This window comes from Frigoribacterium sp. CG_9.8, assembly GCF_015751965.1.
GTDB lineage: Bacteria > Actinomycetota > Actinomycetes > Actinomycetales > Microbacteriaceae > Lacisediminihabitans.
Map to the genome: position 1 here is coordinate 13,436 of NZ_JADOVH010000007.1, position 19,433 is coordinate 32,868.

Annotated in this window: 22 protein-coding genes; 10 read left to right on the top strand and 12 right to left on the bottom strand. The window is 60.5% G+C overall.

Annotated features, from left to right (window positions below; translation table 11 throughout):
• Positions 1 to 240: 240 nt before the first annotated feature.
• Genes IWX88_RS12730 through IWX88_RS12740 form a run of 3 tightly spaced genes read left to right on the top strand, consistent with a single transcriptional unit; the run spans position 241 to position 2,681 of the window.
• Positions 241 to 939 carry an SDR family NAD(P)-dependent oxidoreductase gene (locus IWX88_RS12730; RefSeq protein ID WP_196830874.1) on the top strand — a complete coding sequence of 233 codons (699 nt, stop codon included), beginning with the start codon at positions 241 to 243 and terminating at the stop codon, positions 937 to 939.
• 52 nt (positions 940 to 991) lie between these two features.
• The gene (locus tag IWX88_RS12735) at positions 992 to 1,855 is read left to right on the top strand and encodes an alpha/beta fold hydrolase (RefSeq protein ID WP_196830876.1); all 864 of its coding nucleotides are present in this window, start codon (positions 992 to 994) and stop codon (positions 1,853 to 1,855) included.
• 22 nt (positions 1,856 to 1,877) lie between these two features.
• The gene (locus IWX88_RS12740) at positions 1,878 to 2,681 is read left to right on the top strand and encodes an SDR family NAD(P)-dependent oxidoreductase (RefSeq protein WP_196830878.1); all 804 of its coding nucleotides are present in this window, start codon (positions 1,878 to 1,880) and stop codon (positions 2,679 to 2,681) included.
• On the opposite strand, the gene IWX88_RS14120 is transcribed toward IWX88_RS12740, so the two are convergent.
• Positions 2,678 to 2,800 (bottom strand): hypothetical protein, encoded by a 123-nt coding sequence (locus tag IWX88_RS14120; RefSeq protein ID WP_255526104.1) that lies wholly within the window; start codon positions 2,798 to 2,800, stop codon positions 2,678 to 2,680. The two genes, IWX88_RS12740 and IWX88_RS14120, sit on opposite strands and share 4 nt — an antisense overlap.
• A 324-nt stretch (positions 2,801 to 3,124) precedes the next feature.
• On the opposite strand from IWX88_RS14120, the gene IWX88_RS12745 reads away from it, so the two are divergent.
• On the top strand, positions 3,125 to 3,283 hold the full coding sequence (locus IWX88_RS12745) for a type II toxin-antitoxin system Phd/YefM family antitoxin (protein ID WP_231369277.1): 159 nt from the start codon (positions 3,125 to 3,127) through the stop codon (positions 3,281 to 3,283).
• A gap of 412 nt (positions 3,284 to 3,695) precedes the next feature.
• Here IWX88_RS12745 and IWX88_RS12750 read toward each other — a convergent pair whose 3' ends face one another.
• The gene (locus IWX88_RS12750; protein ID WP_196830882.1) at positions 3,696 to 4,355 is read right to left on the bottom strand and encodes a hypothetical protein; all 660 of its coding nucleotides are present in this window, start codon (positions 4,353 to 4,355) and stop codon (positions 3,696 to 3,698) included.
• 302 nt (positions 4,356 to 4,657) lie between these two features.
• Between IWX88_RS12750 and IWX88_RS12755 the strand changes: the two genes are divergently transcribed.
• Positions 4,658 to 5,449, top strand: coding sequence for an SGNH/GDSL hydrolase family protein (locus IWX88_RS12755; protein ID WP_196830884.1), 792 nt, complete (start codon positions 4,658 to 4,660; stop codon positions 5,447 to 5,449).
• Between the two features lie 6 nt (positions 5,450 to 5,455).
• Positions 5,456 to 5,875: a GNAT family N-acetyltransferase gene (locus IWX88_RS14325; protein ID WP_196830887.1), complete on the top strand. Its 420-nt coding sequence runs from the start codon at positions 5,456 to 5,458 to the stop codon at positions 5,873 to 5,875.
• Between the two features lie 128 nt (positions 5,876 to 6,003).
• On the opposite strand, the gene IWX88_RS12765 is transcribed toward IWX88_RS14325, so the two are convergent.
• The 4 genes from IWX88_RS12765 to IWX88_RS12780 form a co-directional block, all read right to left on the bottom strand.
• Positions 6,004 to 6,351, bottom strand: a complete 348-nt coding sequence (locus IWX88_RS12765) for a type II toxin-antitoxin system PemK/MazF family toxin (protein WP_196830889.1) — start codon at positions 6,349 to 6,351, stop codon at positions 6,004 to 6,006.
• Positions 6,345 to 6,590, bottom strand: coding sequence for a ribbon-helix-helix protein, CopG family (locus IWX88_RS12770; RefSeq protein WP_196830891.1), 246 nt, complete (start codon positions 6,588 to 6,590; stop codon positions 6,345 to 6,347). The genes IWX88_RS12765 and IWX88_RS12770 overlap by 7 nt, the downstream gene beginning before the upstream one ends.
• Positions 6,591 to 6,683: 93 nt before the next feature.
• The gene (locus IWX88_RS12775; RefSeq protein ID WP_196830893.1) at positions 6,684 to 6,941 is read right to left on the bottom strand and encodes a type II toxin-antitoxin system RelE/ParE family toxin; all 258 of its coding nucleotides are present in this window, start codon (positions 6,939 to 6,941) and stop codon (positions 6,684 to 6,686) included.
• The gene (locus IWX88_RS12780) at positions 6,938 to 7,186 is read right to left on the bottom strand and encodes a type II toxin-antitoxin system Phd/YefM family antitoxin (protein ID WP_196830894.1); all 249 of its coding nucleotides are present in this window, start codon (positions 7,184 to 7,186) and stop codon (positions 6,938 to 6,940) included. Before IWX88_RS12780 ends, IWX88_RS12775 begins: the two co-directional genes overlap by 4 nt.
• Before the next feature lie 320 nt (positions 7,187 to 7,506).
• Between IWX88_RS12780 and IWX88_RS12785 the strand changes: the two genes are divergently transcribed.
• Together IWX88_RS12785 and IWX88_RS12790 are read left to right on the top strand one after the other, a co-directional pair.
• Complete coding sequence (locus IWX88_RS12785; RefSeq protein ID WP_196830895.1) at positions 7,507 to 7,905, top strand: hypothetical protein; 399 nt, start codon at positions 7,507 to 7,509, stop codon at positions 7,903 to 7,905.
• Entirely contained in the window at positions 7,902 to 8,093 is a 192-nt protein-coding gene (locus IWX88_RS12790; RefSeq protein WP_196830896.1) for a helix-turn-helix transcriptional regulator, read from the top strand. Before IWX88_RS12785 ends, IWX88_RS12790 begins: the two co-directional genes overlap by 4 nt.
• A gap of 926 nt (positions 8,094 to 9,019) precedes the next feature.
• Here the strand turns inward: IWX88_RS12790 and IWX88_RS12795 are convergent.
• Both IWX88_RS12795 and IWX88_RS12800 read right to left on the bottom strand, forming a co-directional pair.
• The gene (locus tag IWX88_RS12795) at positions 9,020 to 10,729 is read right to left on the bottom strand and encodes an alkaline phosphatase family protein (RefSeq protein ID WP_196830897.1); all 1,710 of its coding nucleotides are present in this window, start codon (positions 10,727 to 10,729) and stop codon (positions 9,020 to 9,022) included.
• Between the two features lie 312 nt (positions 10,730 to 11,041).
• Positions 11,042 to 11,686 carry a hypothetical protein gene (locus tag IWX88_RS12800; RefSeq protein WP_196830898.1) on the bottom strand — a complete coding sequence of 215 codons (645 nt, stop codon included), beginning with the start codon at positions 11,684 to 11,686 and terminating at the stop codon, positions 11,042 to 11,044.
• A 282-nt stretch (positions 11,687 to 11,968) separates the two neighbouring features.
• Between IWX88_RS12800 and IWX88_RS12805 the strand changes: the two genes are divergently transcribed.
• Positions 11,969 to 14,689, top strand: coding sequence for a hypothetical protein (locus IWX88_RS12805; RefSeq protein WP_196830900.1), 2,721 nt, complete (start codon positions 11,969 to 11,971; stop codon positions 14,687 to 14,689).
• Positions 14,686 to 15,381 (top strand): ABC transporter ATP-binding protein, encoded by a 696-nt coding sequence (locus IWX88_RS12810; protein WP_196830902.1) that lies wholly within the window; start codon positions 14,686 to 14,688, stop codon positions 15,379 to 15,381. The genes IWX88_RS12805 and IWX88_RS12810 overlap by 4 nt, the downstream gene beginning before the upstream one ends.
• 233 nt (positions 15,382 to 15,614) lie before the next feature.
• Here the strand turns inward: IWX88_RS12810 and IWX88_RS12815 are convergent, their stop codons facing one another.
• The 4 genes from IWX88_RS12815 to IWX88_RS14330 all read right to left on the bottom strand — a co-directional run bounded on the left by IWX88_RS12815 (position 15,615) and on the right by IWX88_RS14330 (position 18,765).
• Positions 15,615 to 15,899 (bottom strand): hypothetical protein, encoded by a 285-nt coding sequence (locus IWX88_RS12815; protein ID WP_196830905.1) that lies wholly within the window; start codon positions 15,897 to 15,899, stop codon positions 15,615 to 15,617.
• Between the two features lie 400 nt (positions 15,900 to 16,299).
• The gene (locus IWX88_RS12820; protein WP_196830907.1) at positions 16,300 to 17,472 is read right to left on the bottom strand and encodes a hypothetical protein; all 1,173 of its coding nucleotides are present in this window, start codon (positions 17,470 to 17,472) and stop codon (positions 16,300 to 16,302) included.
• Positions 17,473 to 17,660: 188 nt separating this feature from the next.
• The gene (locus IWX88_RS12825) at positions 17,661 to 18,008 is read right to left on the bottom strand and encodes a PadR family transcriptional regulator (protein ID WP_196830909.1); all 348 of its coding nucleotides are present in this window, start codon (positions 18,006 to 18,008) and stop codon (positions 17,661 to 17,663) included.
• A 334-nt stretch (positions 18,009 to 18,342) separates the two neighbouring features.
• Entirely contained in the window at positions 18,343 to 18,765 is a 423-nt protein-coding gene (locus IWX88_RS14330; protein WP_196830911.1) for a BLUF domain-containing protein, read from the bottom strand.
• Positions 18,766 to 19,433: the final 668 nt, after the last annotated feature.

The following is a 19,433-nucleotide window of genomic DNA, read 5'->3' on the forward strand; positions in this document are numbered from 1 at the left end:
GCACCCGCCAGAATCAGAAATCCCACCCCGCTGACGAGCCATGTCGGTGGTCTTGTTCTCGCCCGATTACTAACTCGCCCGCGGCGTTCTCCAGGGCCAAAATGGTCTCCACGCTGAGGCGGATTGGTCCGCGTGAATCACGAGCGCCCCACAACCGTGACGACGTTGACACCGGGGGAGTCCGGCAGCTGGCAATCACCGATAAGCCGTAATTCATCAACCCGAGGAGCATTGAAAAACGTGAACAACCTAGACGGTATGGTCGCGATCGTCACCGGAACCGCCCAGGGAATCGGGCAAGCCATCGCACACGATCTTCGCGAAGCTGGGGCGGTCGTTCACGGCGTCGACCGAGACACTATCGACCTCAGCGATGCGGACGCGACCGAAAGGTTCTTCGCCGGTGTTGGCCCCATCGATATCCTGGTCAACAACGCCGGTGGCGTGGTGGGCCAAACCCACACTCCGATTGATGAGCTCACCGATGATGCGTGGACCGCGGTCTTTGACGCCAACCTCAGAACGACCTTCAACTGCACCCGTGCGGCCGCCCGCTCGATGAAGGTTCGCGGGTACGGCCGAATCGTCACCATCTCTTCCGGCGCGGGGCGGAGCGTGAGCCTCACGGGGATCCAGGCCTACGCATCCGCAAAGGCCGCACAGATCGCCTTCACGCGTCAACTCGCGCACGAACTGGGCCAGTTCGGAATCACGGTCAATTGCGTCGCTCCTGGTTTCGTTCTGTCAAACCCCACCACACAGGCCCAGTGGGAGAGCTATGGCGTTGAGGGTCAGAAGGCGATGCTTGGCCAAATCGCCACCCGAAAGATCGGCTCGGCGAAAGACATCGCGCGTGGGGTTCGGTTTTTCGTCTCGCCGGACGCCGGCTGGGTGAGCGGCCAGACACTGTCCATCGATGGTGGGCATTCACTGTTTTAATTTGGCGCCTCACCCAGCACTCGCCCTTGGCCCACAGGAATTGGACTAGACCATGAATGTAGTTATCAACGGTTGTCGACTCAACGTCGAGGCATTCGGCCCAGAAGACGGTCCGGTGCTCATCGCCCACCACGGCGGAGGAGGCATCGGGTCGCTGGCTGAACCGCGCGAAACGTTTGGCGGATTGGCAGACCGGTTTCGCGTCATCGTGTTCGACGCCCGCGGGTGCGGCTTGAGTGACGGGATCCCGCCCTATTCGCACGAGCAGTGGGCTGCCGATATCGAGGGCCTCCGCCTATGGTCCGGCGCCGAGCAGATCGTCGTCGCCGGTGGCTCGTACGGCGGATTCATCGCGCTCGAGTACGCGGTCGCGTATCCCGAACGCGTCTCAGCGATCCTGTTGCGTGACACGGCCGCTGATGGGAGCAACCTCGAGCTTGCCTTCGAGAACGCCCGGCGAAAGGATCGGGTAGAGATCAATTGGGAGAATTTCAATCGATACTGGACCGGCAACATTCGGGATGATGCAGATCTGAAAGCCTGCTGGGCCGAACTGATTCCGCTGTACGACTTCGAATACGACCCGGTGAAATCAGCCGCCGCAGTCGAGGCCGGCTATTACCGACACGAGTCACACAACTGGTGTTTTCAACACAATTGGTCCGGTTACGACCTCACCGGTTCCCTGGCTGGCGTCCAGGCGCCCACGCTGGTCACAGTGGGTCGCGAAGACTGGATCACTCCGGTTAGCTCGGCGCAGACCATCGCCCGACTGCTACCGAATGCCGAGCTGGTGATCTTCGAAAAGTCCGGCCATTCACCCCAGATCGAGGAGCGCGAGGAATTCAATCGAGTCGTTCGTGATTTCGTCGACCGGGTTGTACCGGCTCCATCCGTTGGCTCCACAACAAACTAAGCGAATCGAAAAGGCGAAGAACATGTCAACACTGCTCGGAAAAGTTGCCGTCGTCACAGGGTCCGGAAATGGCATCGGTCGCGCCATCGCCCTGGCCATGGCCGAGGCGGGGGCGGCCGTGACGGTGTCAGACGTTCTTGTCGAAGACGGCGAACGCACCGTGCGCGAAATCCTGGCCCTTGGCGGGTCCGCGATCTTTGTTCGAACAGATATTTCGGTGGCGGCGGAAGCCCAGAACCTGATCGACACCACGGTCAGCGCTTTGGGTGGGATCGATATTCTCGTGAATAATGCCGGGATGGGCGGGTCCTCCGCCCGGCTGCACGAAATCGAGCCGGATGACTTCGATCGAGTTCTGGACGTAAACCTCCGCGGCACCTTTCTCTGCAGCAAGTTTGCACTCCCACATTTCTTGGCGAAACGTGACGGGCGAATCATCAACATCGCCTCCACCTACGGAATTGTGGCTGCGCCGAAATCTGCCGCGTACTGCGCAACCAAAGCGGGAATCATCCACCTCACCCGCCAGCTCGCAGTTGATTACGGCCCCGACCAGATTCGCGTGAACGCGATCTGCCCCGGCTACATCGACACAAGCCTGGGGCGTCGCGCAGCTCTGCTCAGCGCCGAGGAGCTCGTTGATGCTTCGGCCCGCCGAGAAAAAGCGGCGGCCATGCAGCCACTCGGACGACAGGCGCAGCCGAGCGAGGTCGCGAGCGTTGCGGTCTTCCTTGCCGGGGACGGTGCATCCTTCATGACCGGATCGATCGTCACGGTTGACGGCGGATGCACGACCACCTTCAATTACGGCGAGGCCAGCAACTAGTCGACGACACACGTCGTTCCGATTCCGAAGTTCTTCGCGATGCGCGCGATCGGCGCTCCACCGCAACGCGCGACCGCGACGACGTCACGGCGGAACTCCAGGGGCAAAGCTTTCGGCATGCTGAACATCCATCCGGCGAGGACCTCAGTCCTCACAGCGTTGGAGCCAACCGAATCGACCGCAGTCCCATCGTCCCTCTCGCGAGGGGTGGCCATGGCCCCGTTGGGCAGACACCTGAGGTCAACAGCGTTTTGTAGGGTCGTCCAGATGTATCTATGAAGCCCACCCGCATTTCGTCGCACCTCCGCGCGCGTTGCATATGGAAGCCTTAGCAACCGCCGCAACCGGACGGTCCGGGCGGCATGCCGCTGGCTGAGGCACTTTACGGACCCACGTGCCGATGGATGGTGTGTCCATCGGCAACGGCTTGCGGAACCGCAGCCGTGATCGACGCCGACGACTTAGAGCGCCTGATCGAATTGGCGGAAGACATGGCGGATATTCGCGCGGCCGAGGAATCGCGCGAAGAAATGCGTCGCACACAATCGCAACCGATACCGATACCGTGGGATCAAGTTATTGCAGACCTTGGCCTCGTATGACCTACTCGGTGATGATCGCACCAGCGGCGTCTTGAGCGAGACCGGCGAGCGTTCGTCCGGGGTTTAGGGGTCGAGAAAGTCGCCCAGGCGACAACGCCCGGCGCAAGCTCAAGATCGCTCATGCAGTCAAATCGGCGAGTTCGGTACGTTCCCACTCGGCGGTCTCCGCTGCGTAGAGCGCCACACTGGCGTCCGACGTGTGGGCGATCGCAGTCTTGAGGTCGCTCAACCTATGTGCGCGGTCATCCGCCTCAGCGAGGCGAGCCAGATGGGCCCTCAAAGTTAGGCCATCTCGCGCAGCCTGCACCTTCAATCGATCTCGCAGCTCGTCACTGACCTTGATCGTGGTGTTCAGACTTTAGGTATACCGACGTTGTCAACATCGCCGGAGTCGATCGCAGAGACGGTACTTCTATTGGGACAGAAACCCTATGGGCGCCGGAGTTGCGTGGAAGGAAACTGCACACTTCGAAGCAGCACGTTCAGCCTCGCGAATAGCTCCGCCATCGTTCTTCGACGTGAAACCCCATCGACTGCACGAGGCCGAGACTGGCGGCATTGACTGCAGCTCCCCAGCGGAAAACATTCGGACCCCCTCTGCCGCAAAAGTCAGAATGGATAGAGCCGCCACCGCAGCGCCGAGCCCGCGACCCCGATGACTCTCCAATACAGAAGCGAAATCGTTGTCTCCCACCCCATCGACGATTTGGCCGACTGCGGCAGCAACTAGAACACCACCATCGAGGGCACCAAAGATTCTCTTTCCCGACTGCCAAAGCCCACGAATAGCGTCTCGCTCGGGCGGTACCTGGAAGGTCGCGGGCGTATAGGGGTAGTCAGCGTTATTGGCCAGTTCAAGATCGTAGAGAGCATCGGCATACTCCACGGGTAGCTCTTGGACCGTGATCCCTGATTGCTCTGCCCGCATAACGGCCTGACGGATCTTCATAAGGTCAGGCGGCTCGGACAGTCGCAGCCGAGCGCCCCAACTCTCACCCACGAGCACATAACCATCGGCTTCGAACGCAATGCCTCGAGCATCCTCCGCGCGGATAATTTGGACGTCATTCACTCCTAAACCATAGTGATGCGGTCGTCGGACGAGACGATCACACCGCAAGCGGAACCTCGACCGGGCTCTTTCTCGGCTTAAATCCTGTCTTTTAACCAAAAGAACGCGGCACAAAATCCGGGACGGTTCAGTGCTCCAACTGTGGATGTCGGGCTGCCCCATTAAGTGGGACTATCGGGTACTTCCTGAGGCTGAGAAAGTTGAGGGTTATGTCGTATTTGCGGCAGGCCGTAGCTCCGAATGCAAGGTCATTCCATCGGGGTCAGTTCGCCACATCCGAAGGCCAGACAGAGAAGACATCTGTGGTTTTCCAGAACGGCGAAAGTGGTAAAAGTGCGCTGCGGTCGTTCTTTGTCGATGTTGTCGTGTTTTGTGCGCACCCACTGTTGCGGATGCCGCTTGCGTTATACAAACAAGAGGTCAATTCGGGCCCATTTCCGGCAGATGAGCCGGAATTGGTTATTGCCGGTTCGGACCCTGACCATCTGCTATTCATCGGTGATGTGGCAGTTGCCGGATACGGTGTGATAGAACACGGGATGACCGTTGCGTCCCACACAGCTCGGCTGATCTCCCACGATCGTAGGCGCGGATGCCGGTGGGCAACTATCGGTGCTACAGACCTCACCATCGCGAAAGTGGGGCAAATGGATGATCTGGGGGCCGCCGACGTTGATGTAGCCATCATCATGTTGGGTATCCCCGACGTACTGCTCGCCACAAGCTCAACACGGTGGGCCGCCAATCTGGGGACAGTCATAGATCACATTCAGGATCGTGCCGCAGCTGATTGCCGCATTATTTTGGCCGCAATTCCCCCAATGGGCGACTTTCAGGACATGCCACTGTGGGTGCGCAAATTACTGACACTGCAAATCCACCGTCTCAATCAGGTCACACTGGCGGCCACCTTGCACAGACCCAACACCGTATTCGTGCCATTCCCGGACTTGCGGGTCGGAAAAATGTTCGTGGGGGACCTTTTTTCCTGGAAAGCACTTCATCAGAAGTGGGCACGCGTCATCGCAGCGGCAACGATGACAGCTCTGGATGAAGCTGACAAAACGGGCCCACACCTCACACGTGGAGACTGACCCCAGTTGTCAACCTCCACCCACACACATCGCCCGTCCCTTGAAGATCTCGAAGACCGGATTCGGGACGAATACGTTCAGCCTTGTTTAGGGCTGCTGGCTGCGGTGCGAAAAGACAGCCGGGAGGTCATCGGCTGCTGCGGTCTGATCGCAAACGCACATGGGCAGGAAGATGAGCCCGAGCTTGCGTATGAGTTTCTTCGAAGAGAATGGGGCCACGGTCTCGCGACTGAGACTGCATCTGCAGTCCTCGAATGGGCGGAGTCGTCGGGCTACACCCGCTTGTGGGCGACTATCCGAGACTGGAACACGGCCTCACAACAGGTCGTCTCGAAGCTGGGGTTCGTTGTGACCTCGCGAATAGAGCCAAATGCCGGGCACGGTGATTCCCTCTCCTATCGCAAGGATCTTGAACCTGGTCGCTGATCAGAACATCCGAGAGTGCCTGCATCAGCGAAGCCCCCGGAGGCCCGCTGGGGAAGGCGGAACGGGCACTTGCTGAGCCCCTATCCCGACGGGGATCCTTTCATGAGCCGCCGCGCATCATGCGGGCCTCATATACCCAAGGTCAATCGAATGCCGTCGGCGATCCTTGAGAGGACGTAACTCGGGGCATGTCCGACCGGATAGGGTTCTACGAACTCCCGGCTGACCGGACCGATCTGCGACACCACTGCAACTGAGTCAAGCCCAAGCCCCGATGCGTCGACCGGCACGAGTACGTTGCCAGGGAAGGCCTCGAGCGCAACATTCGACGTCAGCGGCACCACGAGCACGGTCGCAATGTCCGTGGCAAGCAGCCAGTTCTCCTGCATGACAACGGCTGGACGGCGCTTGGCTGGTTCGGAACCTCGCGGAGAGCCGAAATCGACCCAGACGACATCGCCATGGGCGATTACCACTCCGATCCCTCGAGCACCGTGCGCTCAGATTCGCGAAGGAAGGGGCTCTCCGCGGATGGTTGTCCGACCCGTGCGATTACCGCATTGGCCTGCGCCGTCAACTCAGCTTCTCCTTCCAACTCTTCGACGAGGCGACTAGCAGCGAGGCGGAAGAACTCTGATCGGTTCATTCCAAGTCGCCCAGCCACCCGCTCGAAGCGCTCGAAGTCGCGGTCCGGGATCGAGATTGCAGTCTTCATGATCGAAGTATAACTGGTTATACTCAGCTGTCGTGATGGGGGAACCCTCTGTAGGAGGTCAGCGCCGCGGAAAGTGGATCCGCCTGAGGGTGCTCAGCGGTCGTAGACGTTGCTGCGATGACCGAGCGTGATCACTGCGACAACGAGGATGTCGTCATCGACCGTGTAGATGATGCGGTAATTCCCGATGCGAACTCGGAATCCGGAGCGCCCCTGCAGTGTTTTGGCACTTGGTGGCCGTGGATCCTCACCGAGGAGTGCGATCGCGCCGCGAATGCGGTCACGATCCTGATGGTCAATTTGCCTCAACGCACGAACCGCGGCAGGACGCAGTTCGACCTGGTAGGTCATGTCCAGCCCAGATCGGCCTTCACTTGGGCCCAGGGAACATTGGGGCCCTCCTCTGCCATCGCTTCGTCAAACGCGACGACATCTTCGGAGTCTTCGAGCGCTTCGAGCATCCGCTCGTAGCGCTCGGGACTGACAATCACCGCGGCACGTTGACCGCGGCGCTCGATGAACACCGCTTCGCTCTGTGAGCGAGCGATGACGTCGGAAAGGTGGTTGCGTGCGTCCGCGACGCTAACGATGGACATAGCCCAAGTGTACAACCCAAATCTGGAAATGTACATGAATACTGCCCCGACCGGAACCTTCAATGCGACGGGGCGACGGCCATTCCACGCATCGAATAAGCGTGTGGACGCTGTGTCACTTGGGAACGGTCACCGGTGTTGCCAGAGGCGTGCTTCGTTCCTCCTGCCGCGATCACGTCCGCGAGCGGTGACTGCGGTAAGCGGACTTCACTGAGTCTTTCGCGGACGTTGTGCACTCGTCCGCCGCTGAGTAAAGATACCTTTACGTCGACCATTGCCGATGCTACTGTTATGTACAGTTTCCTTTACGTAGGAGTGGAATGCGCGCTTGGATTACTTTTGTCGGTTGTGGGGTCATCGCAATTTTGACCGTATGGGCATTGGCTCACGTCCTACCCAATGAGCTTGCCTTCCTTCCACCAGTTCTCTACGGGTTGATCGTCTTCAGCTCTGGCATCGGCAGCTTGCTGGTTCGCAAGCACTTAGAAAAGGAAAACCGCACGGCCGAGCCAGACAGCATCGAACACGCACTCGCGAAGCACGCTGGCTCCGACGCCTTCACATACGCGCTCGTGATAGCGGTCGCGTTCGGTCTCTGGCTGGTGATAAACGAGCAGTTCATTACGGCGCTGGAAGTCTACGGATTAGTCGCGCTGTGCATTGCCCTGTTTTGGATCCGCTATGCAATGCTGCGCCGCAGCGTCAACGAAGACAAGTGAAAAACTCCATCGCCGCACTTCGACGCAGCCACGGCTACTCGCAAGAAGAACTGGCCAAAATTGTAGGGGTATCCCGTCAGACGATCATCTCAATAGAAAAGGGCCGCTACGCGCCCAGCCTCGCTCTTGCGTTCAAACTCACCCAACACTTTGAAACAACCATTGAACTGGTATTCATGCCGGAGTAGCGACCAGCGCCCTCGTAGAAATCCACACTGGCCTCCTCGATAGGGGAACCTTGACCGGGCACTTCTTGGCCCGAGTCTTGTCTTTTCGCCAGAATAAATGCGGCACGATTTCCGGGACGGTTCAATGTGACTTCACCCCGCTGACGTCCTTCAATATTTTGTTGTCTTCAGCTGTCCAGTCATTGAAACTGTGTGTCAGATCGTACAAGCCTGCTTGCGTGAATAAGCCACGTGCTTCTGTCCCGCCACTCCGCGTTCGAGGTAAACGAATGTACTTGATGAAAACAGTGCCGGGTCTACTGTGCTGGCAGGTAACAGCTGAGATGGCTTGATCGGTAGGCGTCAGTCGTGCCCGCAAGCCGGACCATCACCGGACGGTATTACCCGCCATCGCGAGAGCACGCTCTGAACCACTTTTCGCCCAGATCAGCCGCCCGTAAGGGGAACCGTGAATGGGACGCTGGTTAGGTGATTACGGAACACGCCCTATTGGCAGTCATCCCCGGCGGCCGACACGAGTTTCGTTTCGTCGAAGGTCGCTGACGAGGACGTGGATCTATGGAAAACTTGCCGCTACGAGAGGTCCTCTTGGGATGGTCAATAGCTGTCGTGGTAACCACTATTTACCCTGATCAACCAGACATCCTCAGTTTTACGCGCCGTGAGGACCCCAATCCGACCGGTGGACCGAAGCCAAGGTGTGGACCGCGGACGCCACCTGGCGCGACCCACCCAATATGCACCTGATCCATCGATCTACTGATCTACTTATTCACCCTTCGTCAGCCTCACGTCCACGGCTTCAGAGTGATAGCGAAAACGCCGGGCGCCGAAACGCCGGGACAGTCGACCCCGGTCTAGCGATCCGAGCACACCGTGCGTCTCATCCGCTGACCATCCGGGTCGACCGTCCCGGCCGAACCGCTCTAGTGCCGGGGCAGCACGTCCGTTCCTTCGATTCGAACAGCCTGCAGCTGCTTCGGGTCGAGCCCGAGGAGTTTCAGGATGGTTGGCGCGATTTGAGTCGTCTCGACCGCCGAATCAACGGTGCGTGACTGGTTGTCGTCCCGGTCATCGAAGGCGCCGACCGTCGAGACTACGAGAGGAACATCGCGGTCGTCGGCGCTCGCCCCACCGTGCTCCGCGATCTTCGACTTTCCGCCGGTGTAGACCACACCGGTGGTCACCAGTCCGAAGATATCGGGGTAGCGAGCATCCGATTCACTGGTGCCAAAGTACCGCGCTACCTCAGCTCCGGCGTAGATCGTGCTGAGTCCGGATGCTGCCACGGTCTTCGCCGTTCCGGCAATGGTGTTGCCGGCGGCCGAGTGTGTCGAGAGGTAGGTTTTCGCGAATGCTGCCGCGCCGGCGGAGTGATCGCTCAACCAGAGTTGCATGACATCGTCATTGGTCGAGAAGACCACGAGATCGGCGGCGGTCGGGTGACCGACCCTCCAGTCGGCGTTCAGGCCATCGATGATCGGTGCGTCGGGAACGCGCACCAGAGCGGCGGGATCGGTCGGAGACTGACCGTGCTTTGCCGAAAGGATAATCGTGGTGCGCTTCGCCAGCCCGTGAGAGGCGATGGCCAACTGCAGGCGGCCGAGTGCGGCATCCACATAGTCGAGGGCCTTGCTCAGAAGCAGGCCGGGCACAACGCCGCCCGCCAGGTATCCGCCAGTCAGGCCGTTTGAGGTCGGCAGCTTTTCGGCGGTCGAGACGCTTTGGAAGTTCATGCCGAAGATCGCTGGAACCGGTCGCTTCACCGTGCCGGAGTGGTCGGTACCGCCGATTTCGTTGAGTACGGACTGCACCTTGTAACCGTCGTACTGCTGGGTGGCGAGATTGTTTTTCGTCCAGTCGGAACTGCCGTACGAGGCGGGTGCCGCGCTGTTGATCTCCGGGGTGAACAAGTCGTCGATCCCTTTACCCGACGGGCCGTTCAGAATCTCGTAGGCGGGGTGCTTGTCAGACCATGCTGTGGTGAGTCCTGCAGCCTTGGCGACTTCGAAGATCGTGTTTACCTTGAGGTACTGGTGCGGATACACCGGGGTGCAGGTCTTCGGGTCCACCGGAAGGGCGGCGGGGTTGAGCAGCGTCTCCGGGTGTCCGGTGAGGGAGAGGATGCTGCCGGGAAGCCCAGCGAGTCCCGCTCCGGCATCCAAGGAGTGGGGGTTCTTGTCGGCATCCTCGGTGAAGGCAACTTCGGCTCCGAGGGCTGCACTGGCGCAATTCGTCGTGCCAGCGGGCAGCAGGGCACGATTGTAGCTGTCGTCGTAATAGATGCCGGTCGTGCCCGGATTGCCGCCGGTCACCTGTCCGACCATGCCGGGGAACGAATCCGACGGCACAGGAGTCTGGGCGTGGGTGTAGCTGGTGCCGTTCCCGACGAGGGCTGCGAACGCTGACTGCGGATGGGTCTTGATGTACCAGTCCAGGTCTTTCTGATGCAGTCCGTCCACCGAAAGCAGAAGCACATGCTCCCGCTTTGAGTGCGCGTGTCCTCCCGAGTCGGGGGAGTCGCTGCCCTCGGCAAGTGCCGGTGCGGTGGCCGATCCGGCAATGAGTAGAGCACTCACAGCGACGGCGCCGAGCGCTTTGCCATAGCGAGGAATGAGCGGATGTTTTGAGGTCACGGGGGTGGATCCTTTCGACGGTCGGCCGCTCAATCTGCGGTCGCCTAGCGAACGTAAGGCCCCGACCCCTACGTTCAGGAGAACAAACAATGAACTGGTGATGACGATTGCCCGCCGACACCGACGCCCTCCTCATCCCGACAGCAGTGCACTTCGCCCTCGACTTCTTCTGAACAGATAGGGGCGTGAGCGACCACGCCCCGGGCCGTTCCATCACCCGCATCACGGCTTATGTGGGACGGCTAACGGGCTGCCCGTAAGTGGAACGGCAAGTGCTACAGCTAAGGACTCTAAATCCTCAATGGTCCTGGCTTAGCTCGCTTGGGGATTTCCTCCGCCGAAGAACAATGCGTTTGATCCGATTCCAATGTCTTGTTGTACCTCCGCCGTCACTTCGAGACCGATCGCGCGGGCCTCCATGTGCGCGAGGCCTCCGATCTGTTCCGGCATTGTCGCGTGAAGCATTTGGCTCCGCCATTCCGCGAGCTTCGTGGCTGTGGAAGGGCGAAGGTGTACTTGCTCAGCAGTGACGGGAGACTTCGCCCGAGGGGCCCAATCGAACAAAGCCGTTCCTGCCTCGGCTGTTCTGACCAGGATTTGCGGATACCAGGCGCCTGGCACCGGGTGTCGACCACCTGCACCAAAGAAGTTGTCTCCGCCGCCAGCGGCACACCAGATCTCGATGCTGGGGCCGAGCTCTCGCTGCACACGAGCTGAGAGAAGGAAGGCGTCAATTCGATGCTGAAGTTCGACTTCGTCGCTCGAAAACTTAAACCCGGTCGCGCTGATCATGTCGAAGACTGAGTTCCAATTCTTCAGATCCTTGCGAAGACCCGTGGAAAGGAGCTGAACAACCTCACTATCGTCTTCATCCGTTCTCCCCAATCGTTGCCAGAGAACATTGTCGCCCACCGTGTACTCAGCCATAAGAAGATAAGCGTGACGAGTCGAGGTCATCATCACAACCTAGCGTTGGCCGAGCAGCTTGCGCCCCAGCCCGCCCGAGAGCCCGGCGAGAAAGCAGGCGCGAGTCTGACGGTTGGCAGGCCGGACGCTCAACTGATACTGATCGGCGAAACCCATGGGTCGATGGCGCAGCTGTGCGGGTCATTTACGCGTGTCGGTACCGCTCCTGCGCCGAGCAGGCAGGTGTGATGCATTGTTCCCTCAGCGAGGCGCGCACGTCAACGGGTGGTGCGCGCTAGGCTCCGGTTTTATGTCCAAGGCTGCGGAACCGGAATGACCGGGCGTGCTGTTCCGAGTGCGGTGCGGCGCCTCTCGCGGGATCGTAGCCGAGTGATCGCGGTGGTGTTGTTGGCGGTCGTTGCGCTATCGGCCTCCGGAATCCAGAGCGCGGCCGCGATCGTGCTGCAACAGACCCTTGATGCGAACTGGCGCGGTGCTTACGAAATTCTTGTTACCGCGAAGGATGCTGCGACGGATGTCGACGGGCTGCTGCTCCCCAACTCGCTCGGGAACGCGCAACACAGTCTCACTCTCAATGACGTGGAAAAAATTCGGGCACTCGACGGGGTTGGCGTCGCGGCGCCCGTCGGCGAGGTCATAGTGCCCGGATTTAAGCTGTCAACAATAAAAATGATGCTCGCCACCGCGGCGGCTCACGCATCCGAAGCACCGCAGGCCTTTCGGCTGACGACGACGTTCACCACCGATGACGGGTTGGGGACACGGGTCGTGTCGGAGAACAACCAGAACATCGTCATTGACCAATCCGTGGAAGCTGGTTCTTTGAAATCGGTCACCACAAAGCCTGGCGCCGCGGCACCTGCCAATGGGATCTGGGGCATCAACGGCGACAGCATCTCGCGCCCTGACAACACCAGCTCATCGACTTGGAGTTTCGACCTGAACAGGGGCACGCCGAGCGCGACAGCGCACATCACGCTTATCGACCCCCTAGCCGAGAAGGAGCTGCTCGGCAAGGCAGGCGCATTCCTTGATCCCCTTGTGAAGTTGAAGCCATCCGGATCGACGACGTCGGCGCAGCTGCTCGACTGGGCGAATTCAACGGACAACCGCTACGCGAAGTCTTTCCTAAGCTCACAGATTGTCATCGGAGACAGTCCCACCCAGCCAGCCGCCCCCGTGCTGATCTCTTCGCAACCGTCTACCGATCTGACAATGCAACTCACAGTCGAGTCTTTTGGCACTGCGTCGCCTAACCCAGACTCGGACGGCTTCAACTCGCCGTATCTTCTGCCGCAGGCTCTCACCCGCGGCGACACGGGCAAACTCGTCGGTACCAGCACAAGCGATGTGAGCGCGCTGCTGAATCCTTTCGTCAGCACAGAGGCCTCGATAGCGTGGCCCGGAACCATGCTTGACAAGACCACGCCATCTGGGTCCAGCAGCGCCTTACTGTTCCAAGCAGTGGGTGTGAGCACTCCCGGGCGTACGTCTAGAGCAGCCGGCCAAGGCTATGAACTCAGCGCGAAAGGCTTCAAAGATCCATCACCCGACTACGCGAACTGGCCGGCGAGTGCATTCGCTTTATCCAAAGACGGTGAAAAGCCTGGCTTTGAAAGCACCTATATCGGCACCAGGATGCTTGCCAACAACAAAAACAGCACTCTCGCGGTGCCCGTCGGGGACTTCTCCGACTCCTCAGCGATCAACACGCAATCGTCACTCAGCTACGTGCCCTTAGGCGCTTATGAACCGGTCGCCTCGACAACTGACACGGGCGCGACTCTCAAACCAAACGTCACCGGATTGGGTATCGTCGGCGCTCGGACCACCGCGATCGCATCAATCTATAGCGCCGGGGCGTGGGGGCAAATAGCTCCCGTGAACGCCGTAAGAGTCCGCGTGTCCGGGATCAGCTCCTTCACCGCAGCCGCTCGATCGAAAGTGATCGCAGTGACCCAGGCAATCCAGAACTTGGGCCTGAAGGCTACGATCGCCGCCGGGTCATCACCCACCAATGTGAAGTTAGGCGTCGCCGATTACGCATTCGGAGTGAGCAGCGTCGAGAAGACACAGAAGGTCGGGCGCCTCGGCCAACTCACGCAGCAGTGGTCTGAACTGGGCGCAGCAGCCCGGGCTGATATCGCTGTCTCCACCGCATCCCTGTCCGTACTCGGCATCGCCCTCGGGTCGACGGCGCTGCTGCTCGGCGCCGTTCAGTTCGCCTCCATCCCGCGCCGCCGCGGCCAAGCTGCCGTCATGCGTGAGATCGGCTGGACACGTGGCCATATCCGCCGTTGGATGTTCGCCGAAGAAATACCCGGGGCGCTCATCGTCCTCGCTGCCGGACTTGTGGCCGTTTCCCTGTCCGGGCTTCAGCAAGTGTCAATCCTGATCGCTGCGATCGGTGTCGCTGTTGTGGTGCTGACATCGGTGGTCGCGGTGGTTTTCGGTGCGCGAGCCGCAGCGCGTGCGGTGCGAGTCCGAGAGTCCGGCGGGCGACGGATGCTGCGTCTTCGCGGCCGCAGCACTCGCACGTTCGGACTGCGTCAAGCCCGCATCCACCTGCTCACCTCCATTACCCAGGTCGTCGCCGTGCTCATCGTCGCGCTCTCCACCGCAGGACTTGCCGATGCGTTTCTCGAAGGGCGCCGCCAGGCAGGAGCCAGTCTGCTCGCACAGTTCACCACCGGCCAGGCTGCCCTCTTTCAGGTCGTGCTCGGGACGGTCGCTCTGGCCTCCGGGATCATCCTCGCGGTACTCGCCCGTCGCCTCGATCTCGCCCGCCGCTCCCCCCAGTGGGCGGCGCTGCGGGCGATGGGCTGGACCGCACCGGAACTGCGAAGTGCCCAGCGTATGGAGGCCGCAACGGTAGCAATCCCGGCGATCCTGCTCGCCACGGCCGCAACATACGGCGGTGCGCAACTCCTCGGGTCAACCGCGACCATCCCACTTCTCATTACCGGAGCAGGGGCGGCGATCGTGGCGTCCCTCACTCTTCTGTTCGTCCGACGGAAGGCAACAGCGCAATGACCATCGAGACATCGATCGCGGCTGATGCGCTGGTTGCGGATGTCGCGGCGCTGAAACTTCGTGCCGTCACGATCCACTACGACCGGGCAGACCAGGAGCCCCTCGCCATCATCGACGACTACAACCTCACACTTGGTGCCGGGCAGATGCACTGCCTGGCCGGCCGAAGCGGATCGGGCAAAACCAGCATCCTGCGGGTCGCCGCCGGCCTCGTACAACCGACATTCGGCGAAGTGATCTGGGCTGGTACCTCCCTCGACGGTGCCAAGGATGATGAGATCACCACGCGCCGGCGCGGCACCGTCGGCTACCTCGACCAGGGCGGGATCCTCGTGCCTCGACTCACTGCGCTGGAGAACGTGCTGCTGCCAGCGGTGCCAACCCGCCGGGCGAAGGCTCTCGTGCGCCGAGGATCCGAACTGCTTGATCGCCTCGGTGTTGCCAATCGCGCGGGAAGTTACCCGGACAAGCTCAGCGGTGGGGAACGCCAACGGGTAGCTCTCGCCCGCGCTCTGCTACTCGAGCCGGCCATCGTGATAGCAGACGAACCGACCGCAAGCCTCGACCGTGCAAGCGCGGACTCCGTCATCCAGATGCTGCGGTCCCTCGCCGACGAAGGCATCGTCGTGCTCGTGGCCGCCCACGACCAACACCTCATCGACGCCGCCGACACCCGCACCACCCTCGCCTGACGCAGACCGGAACAGGCCAACCTCCGGCATCACAGCGAAGAAACTGGAAGAGAACCTGTCTCTGCCCGGCCATATTGCCCAAAGAAGGTCGCACGCCTCACGATTATTCGGAAGCCAAGCTTTCGCGGCCCGCAAGCGGGACCTTCACCGGGACGTCTATCGAAAGCCAGCGTCACGGGCATCGATGATTCACGCCTGCCATGTCATAGAAGCCACCGTCCGGCTCAACAACCTCAACTTGCGGAACTCTCAGTGAAGATCCTCCAAGATGCTTTACCAGCCACGATTCTTTCGACTACATCCGAAGAAATTCCGGCACCGCTCCTGATAGTTCTCGCGCTCGCGCCGGCACTTGCGGCTTCTCGAACAAGCAAATCGAGACGTTCGCTCGCTCGTTTGCTTTCTATCAACAGGTCTTGAGTGTTTCTTGCGGCGAACTGGATAGCCTTCTTCAGATCGTCCGGAAGGGGAACATGGTTCGGCGTCTCGTTGGTTGATTCGAACGTGCGTTTATCCATGTCGGCAGAGTAGACCCTGCTCTTACGGGGTCGCGCCCTTCGAACAAATATCCCTTCTCATAGACGTGGAGTCGGCCCGCCTCATGACTTGATCGACCCGCTGAGCAGGCCGCTACTCGGCCAAGCGCCGCACTCCTCGTGCTAGTCGCCAGAGGTTGAAGCTCGCAAGCGATAAATGACTCTGCTGGAGCGAAGAACCGTTGAAAGGCTCGCCTCTGACCTTGCCATCCCATGGCGCCGGCGTACCAAAGGCCGACTATAAGACGGACGACCTACGGGCGGGATTTCCAGTCGGCGCGAGAGCGCGTTCGGGACCACTTTTCGTCCGTATCGTCCGCCCGTAAGGGGAACTTTCAGCGGGGTAGGAATAGGCGGTAACGGATCCACCACCGTGAGGCGATTACGGTGACGCCTGCTCCAGCCCTTCCTTTCCGAGCGGGCCTGCAACATTGCGTATCACTTTTATTCCTCGGGGTCGTCGGGCCATGCTGACGGCCAGAATGACGGCCAGGAACGGAGCGATGAAAGATATCGCGGTAATCACGATGAGACCGAGCGCGGCGGCAAGCGCGACGCTGACAGCCGTGACGAGTGATGCTCGAAGTAAGGCTGGACCGGGAAGTGCCGGTGCAAGGAGCAATCCACCTGTCAAACCGGTCAGGGCTGCAGCCGGGATGAGAAGGGGCCATCCCACAGCATGGTCGATGCTGAGGGAGTAGCTGACTGCGACGCAGATCAGCGCGCCGATCGCGGCGGTGGCCGGTGCGAGTGCGACGCGCCCACGACGACTCACGAGCACCACTGCACCTGCAATGACGGTGATGATTGCGATCACTGCTCCACTGAGAATTCCGACGCGCATGGCGTCCGTGCCGTCGCCCACTGCCGGGAGCCAGGTACTCCCTATGAGGGCGAATGCGGCGCATCCAAAGCCGAGGACTGCGGCAATCGCTGCCACTGTAGCGATACGGGTTCGCTGTCCCTGATTCAGCGCTTGGCGGTGGTAGGTGACACGCTTTGCTCTCGTAGGTCGCGTGCCAAGTTGAAAGCTGGCTACGACGAGAACGACGGCTGCGCCGAGTAGCGGGATGGTTGGCGTCACCGACGAGAGACCAAGTGCGAGGGCGGTCGGGATCGCAAGCAATGTTGAGAGGATCGTGCGTAGGGTTTGCAAGCGAAGTGGCCGCAGGAGGCTGTGGGCTATGAGGAACAGGGCGCAGGAGCCCGAAAACCATGCACATCCGGCGAGGATGGGGAACGCATCGCTGAACCAGCTCCTCGAAGTCCCCGCGTCTGCTTCGTTGAATCCGACACCCCAAGCCGCGAGAGCAGCCCCGCCGAGGGCCCACGCTACTGCGGATGATGCGAGGGCAGCCAACGCGGATTCCGCAGCGATGCGGCCGCCGCGCAGCAGTAGCGCTCCAGCTGCGGTACTGATGAGAAACCCGCCGGCAAACTGTGCGGTGACACGCAAGCCCGTTTGCCACGGATCATCAGCCGCAGCACCGGAGAGCAACACGATGACGGGCCCAACATTGAGCAGTAGCCCCAATGCTGCCGCGATTATGATCACAGCAGGGCTTCCCCGTTCGGCTATGCCGTGGGCGCGCAGCGACCACACTTCTCCGACAGTGGGCCGCGAGTGCCCGAGCCTGTCTGCGTTCTCCTCCAGAGTGCCGAGGACCACCGCGGCGTTGGTTCGCTGCCATTTTGCGGGATACCAACGCAGCAAGCGCTGATAGCGTCGGCGTCGGTGGGCAGTCATACGGTCGCCGTCAAGACAGCGGGAAATTGTTGGACGGACCTGCCACGGCTGACGTTCACTTTCGCGACCGCGGCCCGGGATGCGAGCCGGTCTGCTTCGGCAACGAGTTCATTGCGGCCTGAGTCGAGGATCTCGTAATAGCGACGCGCACGACCGTCAACAATTTCATCCCCGGCGGAACGGATGCGACCGTCACGATCAAGCCGGTCCAGTGACGCATACAGCGTTGTCACCCGCAATTTCACAGTCCCACCGCTGAGCCGCTCGACGTCGCCAAGCAGGGCATAGCCGTGCCGCTTCCCCGCAGCAAGTGCCGTCAAAATCCAAAACGTGGTCTCAGTCATCAGTCGAGTATAACCATGGTGGGAATATACCCGTCGTGAGTCGCCGTGCCATCCACTCTCGACGCGCTCGTCGGGCCTCTTTCGACAACTAGCTATCACCGGTGCCCGCAAGCCGGACGATGAGCGGGCGGCTTTCCACTGTGCTCGTCGAAGCCGATTTCAGCGTGCATTTCGACATTGAGGCTGCCCGATAGCGGAACATGCGGCGGGCACTGTTTCCATCCATGGCAGGGGACCGCCCAAGCTCGCTCTTCGACCCGATCGGGTCGCCGGTAGCCGAAGGGGTCGATGGGGTAGTCGAATGGTGCGCACCGCGGAGTGTGGCACCGGGTATCTAGAGACTCGGCTTCCGACCACCTGAGGTAGACACGGTTTGTGCCACCGATGTAATTCCGTCCCTTGGGGTATTTCGGCGGAGGTATGAAAGATATTGTTTCAGCCCGGGCAAGTGCGGGGTGCGAGTGTCGATGGCTGGCGGGTAGCCCATGCTCCAGTTCGGGAAATCGCGCTCAGTGATTATTTCTTCCGACAACTTCTGAACCTGTTTATGGCGCGGGTCAAGAGCTATCACCGCGAACATTGTGCGGACAGCGTCCTCGGGTCCCTCCAGCAGCTGCAGGATTTGACCGTCCCGGTAGAGCAGAACCCCGGTGATATCGAGTCGTTGATTGTTCGCTCGCCAAATCGTCAGCGATGTCGCGAGATCACTATCTGTGTACGGGTAACTCTCCGAGCTCAGATAAACAAGCGACAACATGTGACTTCCCCTTAACCGTTTCCTAAACTATGGGCTCAGGGATCCATGATCAACACCCCCAGTTCGCGCCTGCGGCGAAGCTCGAAGGTCCTTATCCCTCCGCGAATGCGATCAAGAGCTCCGCGCCCAATCCACCCGGAAAACCGCAAGCGCTCGCGAAGCTGCTGCATTCGTCGGGTGCTGTGGCGCAGACGAGGCTCAGCTCGGATCTGCTGAGCCCTGCTGACGATCCGCGGGGTATTACTCGGTGGTTACGACCACAACTTGGCCGTCACACAGCTCGGATGTCGGTTCGTCGATCATTCAAGTCAAACAGCTCAAAGTCGAAGCGCCGCTCGAGTAAGTCGTAACCACTAGCCCAACCAGGGGCGGACGGGCCCGCAAGCCGGACCCCCTGCGCGACGGATCCGCGGCCAGTGGGGCCGATTGTCGAGCGCGCCGTTGCTGTGTCAGAAGGGAACCCTGAGCGAAGCAGGAGCCGACACTCCTGGAGGCGCGTGGGCCAGACCAAAGAAGAATCAGGACGTGCGCCCGTCCTGACTCATGTCCGTGGGGACCACGCTCTTCAAAGTTTGGCATCCCTGGCTCGCCTGAGATTGATTCTCATGAGAATCTCGCAAATCTGTCTTTCAGCCGAGTCCTTGGCGTGCTTGGCTCAAAGGGGGGGG